The sequence below is a fragment of the Rhodococcoides sp. S146-33 genome, assembly GCF_059489205.1.
In genome coordinates, this window is sequence record NZ_JCAJWY010000001.1 from 434578 (window position 1) to 453114 (window position 18537).

17 protein-coding genes are annotated in these 18537 nt (G+C 64.1%); 11 read left to right on the plus strand and 6 right to left on the minus strand.

The features are described from left to right. Positions 1-124 precede the first annotated feature (124 nt). A complete protein-coding gene (locus AC5WEY_RS02110; RefSeq protein ID WP_200936680.1) occupies positions 125-286 on the plus strand; it encodes a hypothetical protein in 162 nt (53 codons plus the stop codon). Positions 287-292: 6 nt separating this feature from the next. On the opposite strand, the gene AC5WEY_RS02115 is transcribed toward AC5WEY_RS02110, so the two are convergent. Beyond that, positions 293-727 carry a MarR family winged helix-turn-helix transcriptional regulator gene (locus tag AC5WEY_RS02115; RefSeq protein ID WP_495644508.1) on the minus strand — a complete coding sequence of 145 codons (435 nt, stop codon included), beginning with the start codon at positions 725-727 and terminating at the stop codon, positions 293-295. A 185-nt stretch (positions 728-912) separates the two neighbouring features. On the opposite strand from AC5WEY_RS02115, the gene AC5WEY_RS02120 reads away from it, so the two are divergent. The 3 genes from AC5WEY_RS02120 (at position 913) to AC5WEY_RS02130 (ending at position 4539) form a co-directional block, all read left to right on the plus strand. Then, positions 913-1977, plus strand: coding sequence for a glycoside hydrolase family 183 protein (locus AC5WEY_RS02120; RefSeq protein ID WP_495645502.1), 1065 nt, complete (start codon positions 913-915; stop codon positions 1975-1977). Between the two features lie 23 nt (positions 1978-2000). Continuing rightward, positions 2001-2624: a class I SAM-dependent methyltransferase gene (locus AC5WEY_RS02125; protein ID WP_495644509.1), complete on the plus strand. Its 624-nt coding sequence runs from the start codon at positions 2001-2003 to the stop codon at positions 2622-2624. Positions 2625-2703: 79 nt separating this feature from the next. Then, on the plus strand, positions 2704-4539 hold the full coding sequence (locus AC5WEY_RS02130) for an acyl-CoA dehydrogenase (RefSeq protein WP_495644510.1): 1836 nt from the start codon (positions 2704-2706) through the stop codon (positions 4537-4539). A gap of 182 nt (positions 4540-4721) precedes the next feature. Here AC5WEY_RS02130 and AC5WEY_RS02135 read toward each other — a convergent pair whose 3' ends face one another. From AC5WEY_RS02135 to AC5WEY_RS02145, 3 genes are all read right to left on the minus strand, one after another. Next, positions 4722-5213: a flavin reductase family protein gene (locus tag AC5WEY_RS02135; RefSeq protein ID WP_495644511.1), complete on the minus strand. Its 492-nt coding sequence runs from the start codon at positions 5211-5213 to the stop codon at positions 4722-4724. 160 nt (positions 5214-5373) lie between these two features. Next, a complete protein-coding gene (locus tag AC5WEY_RS02140; protein WP_495644512.1) occupies positions 5374-7554 on the minus strand; it encodes a VanW family protein in 2181 nt (726 codons plus the stop codon). Positions 7555-7783: 229 nt separating this feature from the next. Further along, positions 7784-9088, minus strand: a complete 1305-nt coding sequence (locus tag AC5WEY_RS02145; RefSeq protein ID WP_495644513.1) for a PucR family transcriptional regulator — start codon at positions 9086-9088, stop codon at positions 7784-7786. 148 nt (positions 9089-9236) lie between these two features. On the opposite strand from AC5WEY_RS02145, the gene AC5WEY_RS02150 reads away from it, so the two are divergent. The 5 genes from AC5WEY_RS02150 to AC5WEY_RS02170 are packed head-to-tail and all read left to right on the plus strand — an operon-like array spanning position 9237 to position 14032. Beyond that, positions 9237-10058: an ABC transporter ATP-binding protein gene (locus AC5WEY_RS02150; RefSeq protein WP_495644514.1), complete on the plus strand. Its 822-nt coding sequence runs from the start codon at positions 9237-9239 to the stop codon at positions 10056-10058. Continuing rightward, a complete protein-coding gene (locus tag AC5WEY_RS02155; protein ID WP_057479645.1) occupies positions 10048-10770 on the plus strand; it encodes an ABC transporter ATP-binding protein in 723 nt (240 codons plus the stop codon). The genes AC5WEY_RS02150 and AC5WEY_RS02155 overlap by 11 nt, the downstream gene beginning before the upstream one ends. A 22-nt stretch (positions 10771-10792) precedes the next feature. After that, entirely contained in the window at positions 10793-11671 is an 879-nt protein-coding gene (locus AC5WEY_RS02160; RefSeq protein WP_032405283.1) for a branched-chain amino acid ABC transporter permease, read from the plus strand. A 1-nt stretch (position 11672) separates the two neighbouring features. Next, a complete protein-coding gene (locus AC5WEY_RS02165) occupies positions 11673-12716 on the plus strand; it encodes a branched-chain amino acid ABC transporter permease (protein ID WP_495644515.1) in 1044 nt (347 codons plus the stop codon). Continuing rightward, positions 12713-14032 carry an ABC transporter substrate-binding protein gene (locus tag AC5WEY_RS02170; protein ID WP_495644516.1) on the plus strand — a complete coding sequence of 440 codons (1320 nt, stop codon included), beginning with the start codon at positions 12713-12715 and terminating at the stop codon, positions 14030-14032. The genes AC5WEY_RS02165 and AC5WEY_RS02170 overlap by 4 nt, the downstream gene beginning before the upstream one ends. Positions 14033-14166: 134 nt before the next feature. On the opposite strand, the gene AC5WEY_RS02175 is transcribed toward AC5WEY_RS02170, so the two are convergent. Next, entirely contained in the window at positions 14167-15465 is a 1299-nt protein-coding gene (locus tag AC5WEY_RS02175; protein WP_057479642.1) for an acetyl-CoA C-acetyltransferase, read from the minus strand. Positions 15466-15608: 143 nt separating this feature from the next. Here AC5WEY_RS02175 and AC5WEY_RS02180 point away from each other — a divergent pair, with 143 nt between their 5' ends. Next, positions 15609-16955, plus strand: coding sequence for a 3-oxoacyl-ACP reductase (locus AC5WEY_RS02180; protein WP_495644517.1), 1347 nt, complete (start codon positions 15609-15611; stop codon positions 16953-16955). After that, positions 16952-17809 (plus strand): MaoC/PaaZ C-terminal domain-containing protein, encoded by an 858-nt coding sequence (locus tag AC5WEY_RS02185; RefSeq protein WP_495644518.1) that lies wholly within the window; start codon positions 16952-16954, stop codon positions 17807-17809. The genes AC5WEY_RS02180 and AC5WEY_RS02185 overlap by 4 nt, the downstream gene beginning before the upstream one ends. 106 nt (positions 17810-17915) lie before the next feature. Here the strand turns inward: AC5WEY_RS02185 and AC5WEY_RS02190 are convergent, their stop codons facing one another. Further along, positions 17916-18518, minus strand: a complete 603-nt coding sequence (locus AC5WEY_RS02190) for a TetR/AcrR family transcriptional regulator (RefSeq protein WP_495644519.1) — start codon at positions 18516-18518, stop codon at positions 17916-17918. Positions 18519-18537 lie beyond the last annotated feature (19 nt).

Here is an 18537-nt window from a genome sequence, read left to right on the forward strand (position 1 = left end):
TGTTGTGGAGCAGCGCGTTCGATATGTCCTGATTGCGGGCCGTCGACGACCAATATCGAATCGCAACAAAGCCGAATCACCGTTTCTCGGCGATTTCACAGACACGGGTGCTAGAAAGTGTGTCATGACCGGGTTGTGGATAGTCGTGACCGTATGGATGGTGTGCGCGGTAGTTGTCGCCACCGTCCTCGGTCGCGTCGCACGCCGGGGCGATTCCGAAGAATTGGGCTCGACTCTCGAATGGGACATCGACACCCTCGATCACCAAGTCCGCAACGACAACTGACAGATCTCAGTCGACCTGTTCGACGATCTCGGCGAGAATCCCGGCCGCGGCCGCCAACGTCTCGCGCTCCTGAGCCGTCAGGTTCTCCAACTGCTCGGCCAGTGCGATTTCCCGAGACGCAACCTCTTCGCGCGCGGCAGCGGTCCCGGTCTCGGTCAGCTGCAGAACAACTTGTCTACCGTCCGTCGGGTGCGGTGCCCGAGAGATCAGACCCGACTCCACCAACGTGTGCGAGGACCTCGACACCGACGGTGGCTTGATTCGCTCCCGCGCCGCCAATTCACCCGTCGTCATCGGCCCCTCGCGCAGCAGAGTCGTCAGAATCGACAGCTGAGCGACGGGCAATCTGTCGCTGGAATGGCGCAGACGCAGCCTCCGATTCAGCCGCATCGCACTGACGGACAAATCCCTGGCCAGCCCGGAATCGGGTAGATCACTCACGATGTCCAGATTACGACATCGAGGTCTAATCGCCCGAATACCCCGAAACAGCGGATCAGTCGATGTATTACCCCCATGAACAAACCGCTGATATGGTTCCTGACGTTATCGGGGTGTGGAATCGAAATCGGGGGAACGTCTTGAGTCGCGTAGGTTCCAGAGCATTGACCGTCGCTACACTGACCATGGCGGCATCACTGCTGGTCACCGGCCCCAATGCCCTCGCGAATCCCAATGCGGTCAATCCCATAGCGGGGCTCAACGGCACATTCGGGCTGCCGCAGCTGCACGGCCGAGCCCAGGCCGTCGCCCAGGTGACCGGCATGTCGAGCCCCAACAACACGCAGAACGTCAACATGATCGGCACCGATCTCGGCATCATGTGGGACAACGGCCGCGGAGAGGTGTTGACGGCATTCGGCGACACCGCCGGACTCGGCATTCCCAATCTGTTGCAGGGCAGCCTGTGGTCGTGGCGTAGCAATGCCATCGTCCGTAGCGCCGACCGCAACCTCGCCGACGGCATGAACTTCGACAGCATCGTGCGCGATCCGCTGGGTCAGACGAAAGAGGTCGTACCCAGCCCCAAGATCCCGTTCGTCGAGATCAGTCGGATCCCGACGGCAGGCGTGGCCGTCGGTGACACTCAGTATCTGAACCTGATGTCGGTGAAGAACTGGGGTCCGGCCGGAACCTGGGAGACCAACTTCTCCGGACTGGCAGTCTCGAACGACAACGGGGAGAACTGGGCACCGCTGCCGGAGACCCAGCGTCCCAGCGTCGGCGGCGACCGTAACTTCCAGCAGAGCGCGTACCTGAAGGACGGCGGTTACGTCTACCAATACGGCACCCCGCCCGGCCGGTTCAACCTCGGTCACGTTGCCCGGGTCAAAGAGCAGGACATCGCGAAGCTGGGCGAATACGAGTACTGGACCGGCCAGGACTGGAAGAAGGGCGACCCGGCCGCGGCGGCACCCATCGTCGGCGGGGTGGGAGAACTCTCCGTCGCGTACAACGCCACTCTCGGGCAGTACCTGATGATGACGACCGACAATGCCAACTCGATCGTGCTGCGTCGCTCACCGTCGCCGGTCGGTCCGTGGAGCCCACCGGAGGTTCTGGTCGACACTCGCGAGGTCAGCTCGATCTACGCGCCGTACATCCACCCGTTCTCGACGGGACGAGACCTGTACTTCCTGGCGACCGTCTACCAGAACTACAACGTTCTGCTGCTGCGCGCCACGTTGTAGTTACCCCCACTAGGCTGCCGCAGGTGGACGCCGCAGAGTGGGATCGCAAGTACGACCGCCGAGAACTCGTGTACGGCGAGGCACCGAATGCAACGTTGGTCGAGCTCGCGACCACGCTGAAACGTGGTCGCGCACTGGATCTCGCGTCGGGCCAGGGTCGAAACGCCATCTGGTTGGCAACCCGGGGATGGATCGTCGACGCCGTCGACTTCTCCTCGGTGGCCCTGACACGGGCCAATGATGTGGCAGCCTCTGCACCCAAGTCGGTGCGCAAACGCCTGACCTGGGTACGTGCTGATGTGACGCATTTGTCACCCTCGCCGAACTATGACCTGGTTCTCATGTTTTACCTTCATCTGCCGCCGGAGGAGCGACGCCGAGCCGTGTCGACCGCAGTTTCAGCGCTGAAACCTGATGGAATCCTCATGATTCTGGGACACCACTCTGCGAACATCGAGCACGGCGTCGGGGGACCACAGGAACCCGAAATCCTATACACACCAGAGGATTTGGTGTCCGACATCGACTCCCGCCTGACCATCGTGACGGCCGAGAATCGGTATCGAGACGTGAGCGACGGCACCGCGATCGATGCACTGCTACTGGCGAGTAGGTCTGCCCTTGGCAGCGACGCGGATCGGGGGTAACATCCCTTAAGTTACCGACGAGTAGCTAACTTGGGCGGTACTCACGAGACCGCACCACCGACTGGAGAGCGAACGAGCAATGGGCCATTACAAGAGCAACCTCCGGGACCTCGAATTCAATCTCTTCGAGATGTTCGGACTCGACGAGACACTCGAAGGCGACAACTTCGGCGACATGGACGGTGAAGTAGCCCGTGACATGCTGCGCGAGGTAGTACGCCTGGCCGAGGGCCCGCTGGCCGAGTCCTTCGCGGACGCCGACCGCAACCCCCCGGTCTTCGATCCGGAAACCCACAGCCTCAAGCTTCCCGAATCCTTCAAGAAGTCCTACAAGGCCCTCGCCGACGGTGAGTGGTGGCGCGTCGGCCTCGACGAGGAGATCGGCGGCATGCCTGCCCCGCGCAACCTCCTGTGGGGCATCAACGAGATGCTCCTCGGCTCGCAGCCCGCAGCCTTCATGTACTCCGCAGGCCCCGGCTTCGCGAACATCCTGTTCCACAACGGAACCGACGAGCAGAAGGAATGGGCCAAGGTCGCCGTCGAGCGCCAGTGGGGTGCCACGATGGTCCTCACCGAGCCCGACGCCGGATCCGACGTCGGTGCCGGACGCACCAAGGCGATCAAGCAGGACGACGGTTCCTGGCACATCGAGGGCGTCAAGCGCTTCATCACCTCGGCCGTCTCCGACGACCTGTTCGAGAACATCTTCCACCTCGTGCTCGCCCGCCCCGAAGGTGCCGGACCGGGCACCAAGGGTCTGAGCCTGTTCTTCGTACCGTCCGTCCTCTTCGACTTCGAGAAGGGCGAATTGGGCGAGCGCAACGGTGCCTTCGTCACCGGCGTCGAGCACAAGATGGGCCTCAAGGCCTCCGCCACCTGCGAACTCACCTTCGGTGGCCACGGAGTTCCCGCCAAGGGCTGGCTCGTCGGCGAGGTCCACAAGGGCATCGCGCAGATGTTCGACGTCATTGAGCACGCACGAATGATGGTCGGCACCAAGGCAATCGGCACCCTCTCCACCGGCTACCTCAATGCACTCGAGTACGCCAAGGAGCGCGTCCAGGGAGCCGACCTGACGCAGATGACCGACAAGACCGCACCGCGTGTCACCATCACGCACCACCCCGACGTCCGTCGCAGCCTCATGATGCAGAAGGCGTACTCGGAGGGCCTGCGTGCGGTGTACCTCTACACCGCCGCCCACCAGGATCCGATCACCGCCAAGCAGGTCTCGGACGCCGACGAAGACATCGCCTACCGCGTCAACGACCTCCTGCTGCCCATCGTCAAGGGCGTCGGCTCGGAGATCGCCTACCAGGTGCTGGCCGAATCGCTGCAGACCCTCGGAGGCTCCGGCTTCCTCCAGGACTACCCGCTCGAGCAGTACATCCGCGACGCCAAGATCGACTCGCTGTACGAGGGCACCACCGCCATCCAGGCGCAGGACTTCTTCTTCCGCAAGATCGCCCGCGACCGTGGCGTTGCGCTGGCTCACGTTGCCGGACAGATCAAGTCGTTCATCGACAGCGAAGCCGGTAACGGCCGACTCAAGGCCGAGCGCGCACTGCTCGCCACCGCGCTAGAAGACGTGCAGGCCATCGTCACATCGATGACCCAGCATCTCATGGGCGCACAGGACCAGCCCACCGAGCTGTACAAGGTCGGCCTGGCATCGGTGCGCTTCCTGATGGGCTTCGGCGACCTGCTCATCGGCTGGCTGCTGCTGCGTCAGTCCGAAATCGCCATCACCGCACTCGACAACGGTGCAGAGGGCAAGGACAAGGCGTTCTACGAGGGCAAGATCGCAGTGGCCTCGTTCTTCGCCAAGAACATCCTGCCGCAGCTCACCTCGACGCGTGCAATCCTGACCAACATCGACAACGACATCATGGAACTGGACGAAGCAGCGTTCTGATCCACTGACATTGCAACGGCCGCACCTGTTCACGGGTGCGGCCGTTGTTGTGTGTGCGCTGGGTGGTGGTTCGGGCGAAGTGCGGTGACTGTCCACTATTTGCCGTCGACGACGGGATCCCGCCTGGCGAAGCGAATTGTGGACACTGAGCGCACCGCGGGAGGCAGGTGGAGCGGGAGCAACTACTGCTGAAGTTTGCGGAACTTGCTGCCGTGGAACACGATTGGGTTCACTTCACTCTGCACGTCCAGGGAATGAATGCGCAGCAACACGATTGTGTGGTCGCCCGCGGGGATCTGCTGGTCGATGGTGGTGTCGAGCCACGCCGTTGCACCCACGATGAAGGCGGCTCCCCCGTCGGTGACGGTGAGTTCGAGGCCGGCGAATCGATCGCCGGTTTTGGCCGCAAGAGTACGAACAGCATCGTTGTGCGCCTCACCGAGAACGCTGACGCCGATGTTGGGCGCCGATTCGAGCTTGGGCCACGTCGTCGACGTGTTCTGCATACACACGGCCACCAGGGGCGGATCGATGGATACCGAGACGAAGCTACTCGCCGCCAATCCCACCAGCACGCCGTCGATCTTCGCGGCGATTGCCACTACGCCGCTGGGGAATTGCGCGTACGCCTCACGCAGCGTCTGTTGATCGAGGACGGTACGTGTGAGCGTCATGGGCGATGCTCCCTTTCGGTGGTCGTGCGCAGTGAAGCGCCTGTGCAGTGCAACCCCCGCACGGACACAATCATTTCCAGCAGGTCCCTGTTACCAGCAAACACCCGATCGGGCGTCGACGCCACAGTCCGACTCGAGGTGATTCGAATCAGCTCGGGCGTCACTCATCCGGCTCCGGCGCGGGGTCGGGTCGAGGTGCCGGCGAAGGATCCGGCCGATCGGGCTGGACGCACTTCACGATCGGAATCGGGTCGTACTTCACCGTTCTGGTGTTGCGCGAAATCTCCCGGCCGGATGCGGCGTCGCTGATGATCCGTGTATCACTTGCGGTGAAGCCCGGTCCTCCACCGGACGCGACGCAGCCGGCACCGGCAGGCAGGGTCACGGTATCCGGCGAGGTGGGCCGAGTCCGCGGCCCGGTTATCGATTCGACGTCGACGGTCTTCGTTCCCCACAGCCGAACGGTGACGCTGGACGAATTGGCAAACGATTCGATGACCACGCCGGTGTCGTTCGGATTGGTGAACTTCAGGTCGATGGCACCCTCGAAGACCGTTGCTTCGCGGGCCTCCGGGTATCGGCTGATGTAGTAGCTGTGCTCGGTGTGATCGGTGTCTTCCATGCCCGCGAAGTAGGACGCGTTGTACAGCGTCGTCGCGAACTGGCTGATGCCACCGCCCACTGCGCGATCGGGTCGACCGTTGTCGATGATCCCCGACTCGACGAAACCTTGCGCAGTTCCCCGTGGACCGGTGTATCCGTTCAGCGAGAACGTCTCCTTCGGCTTCACGAGCGCACCGTTGACGATGTCTGCAGTGAGCCCGATGTTGACGCCCGACGCATACTCGAATCCGCCGGTGGTGTATTCCGCGATCACCTCTCGCACACCGAGATTCTGCGCGGCCTCGGTGGTAAGTGCGGGCTGGGCCGGTTCGTAGATCGCCTCGGTGGTGCGGGGACCGTCCGCGGACAACAGTGCGGGCAGTTGCTCGAGAGTCTTTCGCCACTCGACCAGCTCACCCATCACGCCGGGTACGACGGTCGGCGCACCTCCGGAGAACGTGAACGACGCGTCCTTCGGCGGTACCTCGGTGCGTACGAGTTGCGGAGCGAGAATGCCGGCGGCGGCATCGGTGTCGTAGATCGGAGTCAGCCCGCCCTGCCCGTCCGGATCGAAGCGCAGAACCTCGCCGACGCGGTCGGTCGGCAGCGTCGCGTCGACGTTCTGCCTGCCCGCGACGATCACCGGAGCCGACGTCGCGGGAACGGCAACGTCGGCGAGGGCTCGGTCGACCGCGTCCTGCGTCACCGAGACGGGGGTGGATTCGTAGGCCACTTCCGTTGTCCCCGAAGCCCATTCGGTCTGCAAATTTCGACGTGTCCCGTCGGCATCCAACACCCGACCCTCCATTGGTGCGACAGCAACAGGAGTGACACCCTCGAACACGACGTCCCCTTCGACGGGAGCGCGATCGGTCTCGGCTCGAAGTCCGTCGATGGCGACGGTCAATGCCTGCTCGTCCGTGGTCGAGACGACGCCGATCTCGCGGCTGCCGAAGAACGACGTCAACCGAGTGATCGGATTGATGGGCTGAGATCCCGCGCGGTCCAGCGTCGCGTTCCAATCCACCCCGAGACCGGCAGCGACGGGAATGACGTCGACCTGCCGATCGCCGACGTCGACCTGAACGGGTTGCTCGGCTCGGGGTCCGAGTTCGGCGCGCAGTGTCGCTTCGGCGTCGGAATGAGCCTTGCCGCCGACGTCGATGCCGGCAACGGTGACACCGCGAGGCACACGGTCACTCGAACTGAACCAATCCGCTGCGTACAGCAGTGTGAGAACAGCGAATACCGCACCGGTGCCGATGGCAATCTTCCGCCACGGCGGCGTAGCGCCGGGCACATCGGTCGGCGCACTACCGTCGTCCGGAGAAATCGAGGGCGGTACCGCAGGAGCGTCGGACTGATCGGCGGCTACCGGCGGATCGGTAACAACGGGCTGTGCCACGGTAGGAGATTCGTCCGCGACCGGCGTGTGTTGCGAGGTCGAGGCCGGCGAATCGGAATCGACTGCGTCCGTCGGACCGGCAGATTCGACAGCCTCGGTAGTAGAGGATTCAGCGGTCGACGCGTCGTCACCACAAGAGGTGTCCGTACCTTCGACATCGGAACCGGGCTCGGAAGCATGCTGCTCGCCAGGATCGGCGTCGGAGCTGGGCTTCGATGCTTCGGGCCCGTTCCCAACCACTCCGAATGTCTCGGTGGGAGCGTCGTACGGCGGTACATCGGGGAGCTCGTCGCCCTTCGGCGCGTCGCCCGACCTACTCTTGCCCTCGCTCACGTTCGACCCTTCCAGGACCACCGTTCGATGAAAGTTCCACTTGTGGGCACCGAGTACCCCGCGCACGAGCTTACGCAAACCGAACGGCAACGCTCACTCGGCGATGTTCGGTATCCGAACGAAAAAGGCTCCGCGCTGCTGCCGGGTCGGGGGTCAGGCAGCAGCACGGAGCCATCTGGAATATATGCACTCTTCGACTGCTCGTTACACCGAGTAAAAAAATGTCTCGTCAATTCATTCGATTGAATGATCCGCGGGGCGTCGAACTGTCCCCTTGACCGACGGCACGGGTCCAGTGGCCCGTCCTGACCAGGGCGAGAGTAAGCAGGAGCCGATCTCGGGGATCGGTAAGATCGTGCCCGGTCAACTCCTCGATCCGTCGAACCCGATAGATCACCGTGTTTCGGTGGCAGTAGAGCGCCTTCGCGGCATTGGTAGGCGAACCGTCGGAGGCAAGCATGTGCGCCAGGGTGTCGAGCAGCGTTCCGCGGTGCGGCTCCGGATGCGTCCACAAGCTGCCGAGAGCGTGCCGCACGAGCAACTCCGACGATTGGTGATCGGCAGCCATGATCACCCGAGGCAGACGCTCGGTCGCCAGCGCCACGCCGCTGCCCTCGGTGATGGTCTCGGCCGTCAGCGCCGCCAATCGGTACGCCGCCGCGAACGACGACACACCCTCGGGTGAATGCGCGACCCCGACCGGCCCCACCGCCTGCGCTGCGAGGGAATCGACGACAGAATTCCACGACCCGGTGGCGAGCGCGACGAGCGCGAATTGATGGCCGTCCCTGGTGTTCCAATGCGATACCGCGCCTATCTGATCCAACGCATCCTCGGGTGCGGGCAGCGGCGGAGATCCCTGATCGTCGAGTGGGCCGACGACGCACGCAATTTGCTGTGAAGCCGAAAGACCCAGTGTGGCACGAGCTTCGATGACGAACGCTGGATCGCCACCACGACCCGATCGAAGCCCGTCGAGGATCTCCAGGACGTTGGCGATGTCTCGCTGCTGCATTCGGGCACTCTCCTGCCGGTACGCCTCGACGAGAGTTTCGTACTGGCTGTCCAGCGCACGCCACAACTGCTGACCCGCCACCAGCAGCAGATGCTCGTCGATGCTGGATCGGCATTGTTCTCGCTCGAGCATCAACTCTTCCCAGAGCGTTCGGCTCCCGAGCGTGTACGCCTTGAGAACCAACTCCATGGGAATTCCTTGGCGAGCGCGCTCCCGCCCCGTTCGACGCCACACCTCGCGGGTGTTGTCGTTCGCGGCAGGCAGGCCGGACAGCGTTCGAAGACCCTGGCCGATGTGCTCACGGGTACTGCGCCTGATCTCGCCCGCGATGTCCGGAGCGGAGCTCGCCAGGTAGGCGGGTTCCTGCTCGATAAGTGCCAACGTGATGGAGTCCGCGATCGTGTCGGCTCGCGGCGTCAACGCCGCCCACGCGCTGCGGATCTTCTCCTGATCGGAGGCCGTCACCGCCCCGCGGGCAGCGGATCGCGTCGATACGCGTCGAGCACCAGGAGCAACCACCCTGACAGTTTTGCGCACAGAGCCCACATCACAGGGTGATTTGACCGGTACTGGTGCCCAGCGACCCAAAAATTCTGTGCGCAGCGTCCATATCGCCCGTTGTGCGCGACGCCCCATAGTGAACGCAACAGATTGTGAGGTGCGTCACTTGAACTCTCTCGACACGATGGACCCGGTTCTCACCATGAAGGACGTCGAAGTGTCGTTCGGCGGAATCGTCGCGCTCTCCGGAGTCAGCCTCGACGTCCGCCCCGGCGAAGTCCTCGGCGTCATCGGACCCAACGGTGCCGGCAAGACGACCTTGTTCAACGTTGCCTGCGGACTCGTGCGCCCGCAATCGGGAACACTCGGCCGACACGGCAAGACCTTGCCCAGACTCCGACCGCACGACCTTCCCCGACTCGGCATGAGCAGAACCCTGCAGGGACTCGGATTGTTCGATCGAATGACCGTACTGGACAACGTCATGATCGGTGCCGACCGAACGGCTCGAACCGGAGTCCTGGCGGGACTCCTCGGGCTGCCGTCGAGCTCCTCCGACGACGCCGCGGTCCGCTCGATCGCCATGGCCATGCTGCAGCGATTGCGAATCGACGACCACGCTCACCGATTGCCGCCGAGCCTGCCGTACGCGGTGCGCAAGAGAGTCGCACTCGCGCGTGCTCTCGTCAGCGAACCGACACTGCTGCTGCTCGACGAACCCGCCTCGGGCCTGTCCAGCGACGAAATGAGCGAGCTCGGTAAGGAGATCCGTTCTCTTGCAGCAGTACCCAAGGATTCCGAACCGGAAAGGCCGGCAACGTCGGTCATGCTCGTCGAGCATCACATGGACCTCGTGATGAGTGTGTGCGACCGGATCTACGTACTCGATTTCGGCAAGGTCATCGCTCAGGGGACGCCCGATCAGATCCGCGAGGACCCCGCCGTGCTCGCTGCATACCTCGGAAACGAAGTGGCACATGACGACTGACGCGGCACACCTGAAGATCACCGACCTCACTGTGCGTTACGGGCCGGTCACCGCCCTCGATTCGGTGTCGATGACCGTCGCGGCCGGGGCGATCACCGCCGTGCTCGGGGCCAACGGAGCAGGGAAGACCACGTTGCTTCGCACTGTATCCGGCCTCATCCGGCCGGTATCGGGACGCATCGAGCTCGCCGGTGTCGATGTTGTCGGCGTGGCACCGGATCGCATGTCCCGCAAAGGGCTCGCGCACGTCCCCGAGGGTCGTGGAGTGATCGCCGAACTCACCGTCGACGAAAATCTCCGACTCGGAGCGTTGGGACGCAACAGAAGTCACGACGCCGTCACCCTCGACCGAATCTACGAGATGTTTCCACCCCTGACCGGCCGACGAACCTCGTCCGCGCACACCCTCTCCGGCGGAGAACGGCAGATGCTGGTGATCGGCCGAGCTCTGATGGCGACACCGTCGGTCCTGCTGCTCGACGAACCGTCTCTGGGGCTCGCACCGAAAGTCGTCGCCCAGATCTTCGAGACGCTCCGGGCACTCGTCGATTCCGAATCGATGACCGTCGTGCTCGTCGAACAGAACGCGCGCAGCGCACTGTCGATTGCCGAACACGCCGTAGTCCTGGATCTGGGCAAGGTCGCGATGGAAGGCCCCGCCGACACCCTGGCCGGGGACGATGCCCTCCGACACGCCTATCTCGGGTTCTAGAGCCGAAAGGACTCCTGCCACAGTGCAACAACTGCTCACCATCCTCATCAACGGCGTGACGACCGGCATGATCTATGCCGCCTTCGCGCTCGCTCTGGTACTCATCTGGCGATCGACACGCATCGTCAACTTCGCCCAGGCTCCGATGGCCATGATCACCACCTACGTCGCACTCGTCGTCATCGACGCCGGGTACTCGTACTGGATCGGATTCGGAGTCGCACTCCTCAGCGGGCTACTGCTGGGGGCGTTGATCGAACGACTCGTCATCCGGTTCGTCGACAGCTCATCGCACATCAACCCGGTGATCCTGACGCTGGGGCTGTTCATCATCATCCACGCGGTGGCAGCCATCATTTTCGGCAACCAATTCCGTTCCTTCCCAGCTCCGTTCGGCCTCACCGGCCAGCGAATCGGGGAGATCAACGTGGCACTGACCGGCTACGACATCTTCAAGATCATCGCCGTCCTGGTGGTACTGGCGCTGCTCATCCTGCTGTTCCGCTTCACCGATCTGGGGCTGAAGATGCGGGCGAGCGCCTTCGAGCAGGAGGTTGCCAAGCTCCTGGGAGTACGCGTGAGCCGCATGCTCACCCTCGGTTGGGCGCTGGCCGCAGTCGTCGGATCACTGGCCGGTCTGCTCATCGCAGGAGGCTCGCTGGTGCATCCGGGCTACATGGACTCGATCGTCGTATTCGGTTTCGTCGCAGCAGTTCTCGGTGGCCTGGACAGCCCGGCGGGAGCGGTGGTCGGCGGCTTGCTGATGGGCATCGGACTCAGCTTCGTCAGCGGCTACCTCGGCCAGGATCTCGTGTCCAGCGCGGCATTGGTGATCCTGATCGTCGTACTTCTGGTCCGCCCGAGCGGATTGTTCGCCAGCGCAGCTGCCAGGAGGGTCTGACATGAACGCGACTCTCACCCGCCTCACGGCAACGCCGGTTCGACGCCACTTCCTCTGTGCTGTCATCGGACTCGTCGTCATCGTGCTCGCACTCGAATCACTGAGCACCTTCCGCCAGAGCCAGCTGACCTCGGTCGCCTACCTGGCGATCGCGGCCGGTGGCCTGACCGTGCTGACCGGATTGAGCGGCCAGCTTTCCCTCGGACACGGCGCGTTCATGGCCGTCGGCGCCTACACCGCGGCACTGATGCTGCGCGCCAACGATTCAGGATGGTCGGTACCCCTGGTACTGCTCGCCGCCACCGTGATCTCGGCCGTGGTCGGTGTAGTGGTGGGAGTGGCCGCCGCCCGGTTGCACGGGCCGTACCTGGCCGGTGCCACGCTGGCACTCGCCGTCGCCGTCCCGGGTCTGGCCCTGTACTTCTCGGACTACCTCGGCGGCGAACAGGGCCTGGTCGTCCCGGCTCCGAAAGTGCCGGACCTGATCGATGACGCGATGTTCTTCGTCACCGGAAACGAGCTCAGCGGAACGAAATTCGTCGCCTATGTCAGTTGGATACTGCTCGTCGTCGTGTTCTTCCTGTTGGCGAATGTCTCCGCGAGTCGGATCGGCCGCCGCTGGCGGGCCGTCCGGGACGACGAGGTCGCCGCGGAACTGGCCGGCATCGACCTCGGGCGCGCACGCATTCTGGCGTTCGTCGTCAGCGCGGCCTGCGCGGGCGCGGGTGGCGCTGTTCTGGCGATGTCGGCACGCATCGCGGCACCGAGCGGATTCACGCTGACCCTCTCACTGACGCTGCTCTCGGCCGTCGTCATCGGTGGGCTCGGAACTCTGTCCGGGGCCTTGATCGGAGCAATACTGCTGACCTACATCCCGCCGGTGGTCACCAACCTCGGTCTCGATCTGGGGCTGAGCAGTCTGCAATCCGCCGAACTCGCACCACTGGTGACCGGAATCTTCACCGTCCTGGTCATCCTGTTCGCCCCACTGGGTCTGGTGGGCACGTATCGAAGGTTGCGTTCAACCAGAAAAGAGATGAAATGAAGAAGTTCGGATCGGTGGCGGTCAGAACGACCGCACTCGTCGCCGTCGTCTCGTTGGCCGCAGCGTGCGGCGCAGGCGGTAGAGACGAGGCGACGGAATCCTCGGAAGGCTCGACGGTAGGCATCACCGACACCTCGGTGAAGATCGGTGCCCACTTTCCGTTGACCGGGGTCGCAGCACCCGGCTACAGCGAAATCCCTACAGGCGCACAGGCGTACTTCGACTACGTCAACGCCGCGGGCGGCATCAACGGTAGGCAGATCGAGTACGTCGTTCGAGACGACTCGTACGATCCGACCACCACCACGCAGGTCGTCAACGAACTCGTTTTGCAGGACGAGGTGTTCGCCGTCGTGGGTGGACTCGGCACGGCAACTCACAGCGCAGTGATCGACTTCCTGAACGAAGAGGGTGTGCCGGATCTGTTCGTCTCCTCCGGCGCGATCATGTGGGGCAACGATCCCGAGAAGTACCCGAATACCTTCGGCTGGCAGCCCGATTACCAGGTCGAGGGCAAGATCATCGGCGACTGGGTGACGAAGAATCGGCCCGACGCCAAGGTCGGCCTGTTTCTCCAGGACGACGACCTCGGCCGAGACAGCGAGGAAGCAGTTCGGCAGTACCTCGACGACCAGATCGTCGAGGTCGTGCGCTACACCTCCGGCAACACGGACGTCGCACCTCAGATCGCGGCGCTACAAGGTGCCGGAGCCGATCTGATACTCGGCTTCAACGTGCCCTCGTACACCGCACTGAGCCAACTGACCGCCATGCGACTCAACTACGACCCCGAGTGGTTCTACAGCTCGATCGGTTCCGACGTGGACCTCGTCGGCTCCCTGCTCGGACGCTTCTCCCAGGGTGCCGTCACCGACGGCGCGCAGTCGCTCGAAGGCATGATCTCGCTGGAGTACATCCCGGGCGTCGACTCCCCGGAGAATCCGTGGACCCAACTGTGGCAGAAGGTCTGGGCGGAGAACGGAACCGGTGACCCACTGACCAACTACCGCATCTACGGTCTGAGCCAGGCATACGCATTCGTGCAGGCGCTGGAGGCGGCCGGCGAGAATCCCACCCGCGAAGGCATCGTCGCGGCAATTCAGGACGGCGGACAGGACTTCGAGGGACCTCAGCTCGCCCCGTTCCGATACTCGGAAGAGAGTCACCTCGGAATCTCCGGAGCCAGTGTCTTCCAGATCCGCGGCGGCGTACCCGAGTACCTGACTCCGGTGCTGCAGACGGACATCGGCGATTCGGCAGTCGAGGAGTACACCGGTGAGGAATCGACACCGCCGGAGAGTGGCATCCCCGGCTGATCGGACACGAAAAAGGGGCACGCGGTGGCGTGCCCCTTTTTTTCACGTTGTGGTCGGCAGATCCGAAAACCCCTCGATTGCCGGATCCGCCGACCCTGTGTCCCCCGAATCGTGAGCAGCCGAAGCTGCAGTGATCAGCGCTCGATGATGGCCGTGACGCCCTGGCCACCGGCAGCGCAGATCGAGATCAGGCCACGGCCCGAGCCCTTCTCGGCCAGCATCTTCGCCAACGACGCGACAATGCGGCCGCCGGTCGCGGCGAACGGGTGGCCCGCGGCGAGCGAGGATCCGTTGACATTGAGCTTGCTGCGATCGATGGAACCGAGCGCGCCGTCCAGTCCCAGACGCTCCTTGCAGTACGCATCGCTCTCGAACGCCTGCAGCGTTGCGAGCACCACCGAGGCGAACGCCTCGTGGATCTCGTAGTAGTCGAAGTCCTGCAGCGTGAGGCCGTTACGGGCGAGGAGACGCGGGATCGCGTACGTCGGAGCCATCAGCAGGCCGTCCTTGAACGAGCTGTTGCCGTGTACGTAATCGACCGCTGCAGTCTCGGAATCGACCAGGTGCGCGAGCACCGGGAGGTTGCGCTCGGCAGCCCACTCGTCGCTCGACAGCAGTGCAGCCGACGCGCCGTCGGTGAGAGGCGTCGAGTTACCGGCCGTCATGGTGGCGTCGCCCAGCTTGGTTCCGAAGACCGGCTTGAGCGTGGCCAGCTTCTCGACGGTCGATCCCGGACGCAGGTTGTCGTCGCGCGTGAGGCCGAGGAACGGCGTCACCAGATCGTCGAAGAAACCGCGGTCGTAGGCGGCTGCCATGTTCTTGTGGCTCGCTGCGGCCAGTTCGTCCTGGTCCTCGCGGCGGACGCCGAATTCCTTGGCGGTGATGGCAGCGTGGTCGCCCATCGACAAGCCGGTGCGCGGCTCGCCGTTGCGCGGGATCTCGATGCCGAGCATGCCGGGACGGACGTTGCCGAGGAGCTTGATGCGATCGCCGGTGCTCTTGGCCCGGTTCAGGGAGAGCAGAAACTCGCGCAGTTCGTCGTTGACGCCGATCGGTGCGTCGGAGGTGGTGTCGACGCCGCCACCGATGCCGGCATCGATACGGCCCGACGCGATGGCGTCGCCGACCGCGATGATCGACTGCAGACCGGTGCCGCAGGCCTGCTGGATGTCGAAGGCCGGGGTGTATGGGCTCAGCGCGCTACCGAGAACGACCTCGCGGGTGAGGTTGAAATCGCGCGAGTGCTTGAGCACGGCACCGGCGGCGACGAGACCGAGGCGCTCGCCCTGCAGACCGAATCGCGATACGAGACCGTCGATGGTGGCAGTGAGCATGTCCTGGTTGGACGCCAGCGCGTACTTCTTGTCCGAACGCGCGAAAGGAATGCGGTTGCCACCGACGATTGCGACCGGTCGTAGCTGCTTGCTTGTCACTGACGTCTCCAAACATCGTGGTCCCCAACATCGTGGGGAATGGCCCTGGTGGAGTTTCATCTTACTGGCGAGTAAGTTGAATGTCGACACCCGGTCGTGCGCCTCGCTCCTCGAGCGAGCAGCGCTGAATGAAAGGTACGACAGTGGCAGCCTCCAAGGGAGCCCCAGATCTCTACTCAACGTTCCTCGCGTCCGCGCCGGGAGCCTTCATCGCCAAGCAGGCAGGCCTGCCGCAGCCCGAGAAGCTGCGTCGCTACAAGGCAGGCGAGCCCGCACTGGCCGGCCCGGTCCTGATCGGTGGCAGCGGCCGCCTCGTCGAACCTCTGCGTGAGCTGCTCTCTGACTACCCGCAGTCGCAGCCGCACGACGACAAGCACGGCGGACTCGTGTTCGACGCCAGCGGCATCGGCAACGTCGCCGAGCTCGAGCAGCTCTTCAAGTTCTTCCAGCCGGTCATCCGCAACCTGGCACCGTCGGCTCGCGTCGTCGTCATCGGCACCACCCCCGAGGAGACCTCGAGCGTCGACGAGCACATCGCTCAGCGCGCCCTCGAAGGCTTCACACGCAGCGTCGGCAAAGAGGTCAAGCGCGGCGCCACGGCGCAGCTCGTCTACATCTCCCCCAACGCATCGACGGGCCTCTCCGGCCTGGAGTCGACCCTCCGCTTCCTGCTCTCGGCCAAGTCCGCATTCGTCGATGGCCAGGTCATCGCCGTCGGTGACGCCGACTCGCAGGCACCGGCCTCATGGGACAAGCCGCTCGCCGGCAAGGTAGCCGTCGTCACCGGCGCTGCCCGCGGCATCGGTGCCACCATCGCCGAGGTCCTCGCCCGCGACGGAGCCACCGTCATCGCAGCCGACATTCCCGCTGCCGGAGAAGCACTCTCGCAGACGGCCAACAAGGTCGGCGGTACCTCGCTCGCACTCGACGTCACCTCCCCCGACGCCGGCGAGGTCCTCTCGAAGCACCTGCTCGAGCGTCACGGCGGTGCCGACATCATCGTGCACAACGCCGGCATCACCCGCGACAAGACTCTCGCCAACATGGACGACGCCCGCTGGAACTCGGTCATCGGCGTCAACCTTGCTGCGCCGCAGCGCATCACCGACGAGCTTGTGGCCTCCGGCGCGCTGAAGGAGGGCGGCCGCGTCGTCGACGTCTCCTCGATCGCCGGCATCGCGGGCAACCGTGGCCAGACCAACTACGGCACCTCCAAGGCCGGCGTCATCGGCCTGGTGCACGCATCCGCACCGGTGCTGGCGAAGAAGAACATCACGATCAACGCCGTTGCGCCCGGCTTCATCGAGACCGCGATGACCGCGGCGATCCCGTTCGCCACCCGCGAGGCCGGACGACGCATGAGCTCGCTGCTGCAGGGTGGCGAGACCGTCGACGTCGCAGAGTTGGTCTCGTACTTCGCATCTCCTGCATCCAACGCCGTCACCGGCCAGGTCGTACGCGTGTGCGGCCAGAGCCTGCTCGGCGCATGAGCACCGTCACGCTCACCGCGCAGCCGAAGACATCCGACATCTACACCTCGGCTGCGCTCGGAGCGCTGCCGTTCTTCGGATCCAGGTCGTCTTCGGTGCCCAGCACGGTGTACGAGCTCAAGGGTCTGCGAGTGGACCCCGACAACCTCGCCGGGTACTGCCGCGCGACCGGGCTGCGCTTCGGCGATCAGCTGCCGGTGACCTACCCGTTCACGCTCGTCTTCCCGACGGTGATGAAACTGATGGTCTCCAAGGGCTTTCCGTTCGCAGCCATCGGATCGGTACACGCCGAGAACGTCATCGAGCAGTACCGCGGCATCTCGGCGTCGGAGCCACTGGACATCCGAGTGCACGCGGAGAACCTGCGCGAGCACCGCAAGGGGTTGCTGGTCGATCTGATCAGTGAGGTCAAGGTAGGACGCGAGCTGGTCTGGAAGCAGACGTCCAGCTTCCTGAGCCTGCAGAAGACCTCGCTATCGGGTGGACCTCGTGAAACACCGCCTGCCGACGAGGTTCCGCCGCCCCCGACCCGCACCCTGCGCGTCGATCAGCGGATCATCAGCCGGTACGCAGCGATCTCCGGAGACCGCAACCCGATCCACGTATCCTCGCTCGGCGCAAAGGCATTCGGCTTCCCGAAGACCATCGCACACGGAATGTGGAGTGCGGCAGCAGTACTGCAGACCGTCGAGGGCCGAATCCCGGAAGCCGTGAACTACAGCATCCGCTTCGGCAAGCCGATCATCCTGCCCGCGACGATCAACGCCTACGCCGATGCCGTCGGTACGGGATGGGACCTGTCGCTGAAGAACCCGAAGAAGGGCTACCCGCATCTGACGGGAACCCTGCGGTAGCGACTGTTTCGCCGAGCTCGAAGTTGTGGACGAATTTCCTCGGATTTTCGTCCATAACTTCGAGTCCGGGAGCGCTGGTTCCGAAGCGCTAGGTCGTGACGGCCGACTACGTTGCGGCGGTCTTCTTGCCGGCCAGGCCGCGCCACGCCAGATTTTCCAACAGGTCCGCCGCCGCGTCGACCTCGATCTCGCCGCCCGCCACTCGGTCAGCCACGGCCTCGCCTGCACCGACCAGCGCCACGGCCATGAGCCCGAAATTATGTGACTGATCCGGGTCCCTGGTGCTCATTGCCAGCAAACCCGCCGTCAATTCGATCAACCGGTCTCGGCTGCTCTGCACCTGCGAGGCGAATGCCTGTTGGCCGATGGCCTGACGGTAGAGCACCATCCACGACTTCCGGTTTTCGCCGACAAATCCTAGGAAGCCGATCAGCGCTTTGCGCAACTGCTCGCGCGGCGTCAGAGTCGGGTCTGCGGCCGGAGTCAGAGCTTCGACGAATTTGACGCCCTCGCGATGGATGCACGCGGCGAACAGCTCGTCCTTCGACCCGTAGTACAAATACAGCATCGGTTTGGAGATGGCCGCCTTCTTGGCGATCGAATCCATCGATGTCTCGTGAAAACCGTTGTCGGAGAACACATCCACCGCCGCGTCGAGCATCTGCTGCTCGCGGACGGCGCGGGGCAATCTCTTGGTGCCGCCAGCCATGGATCCTCCAATACGTACG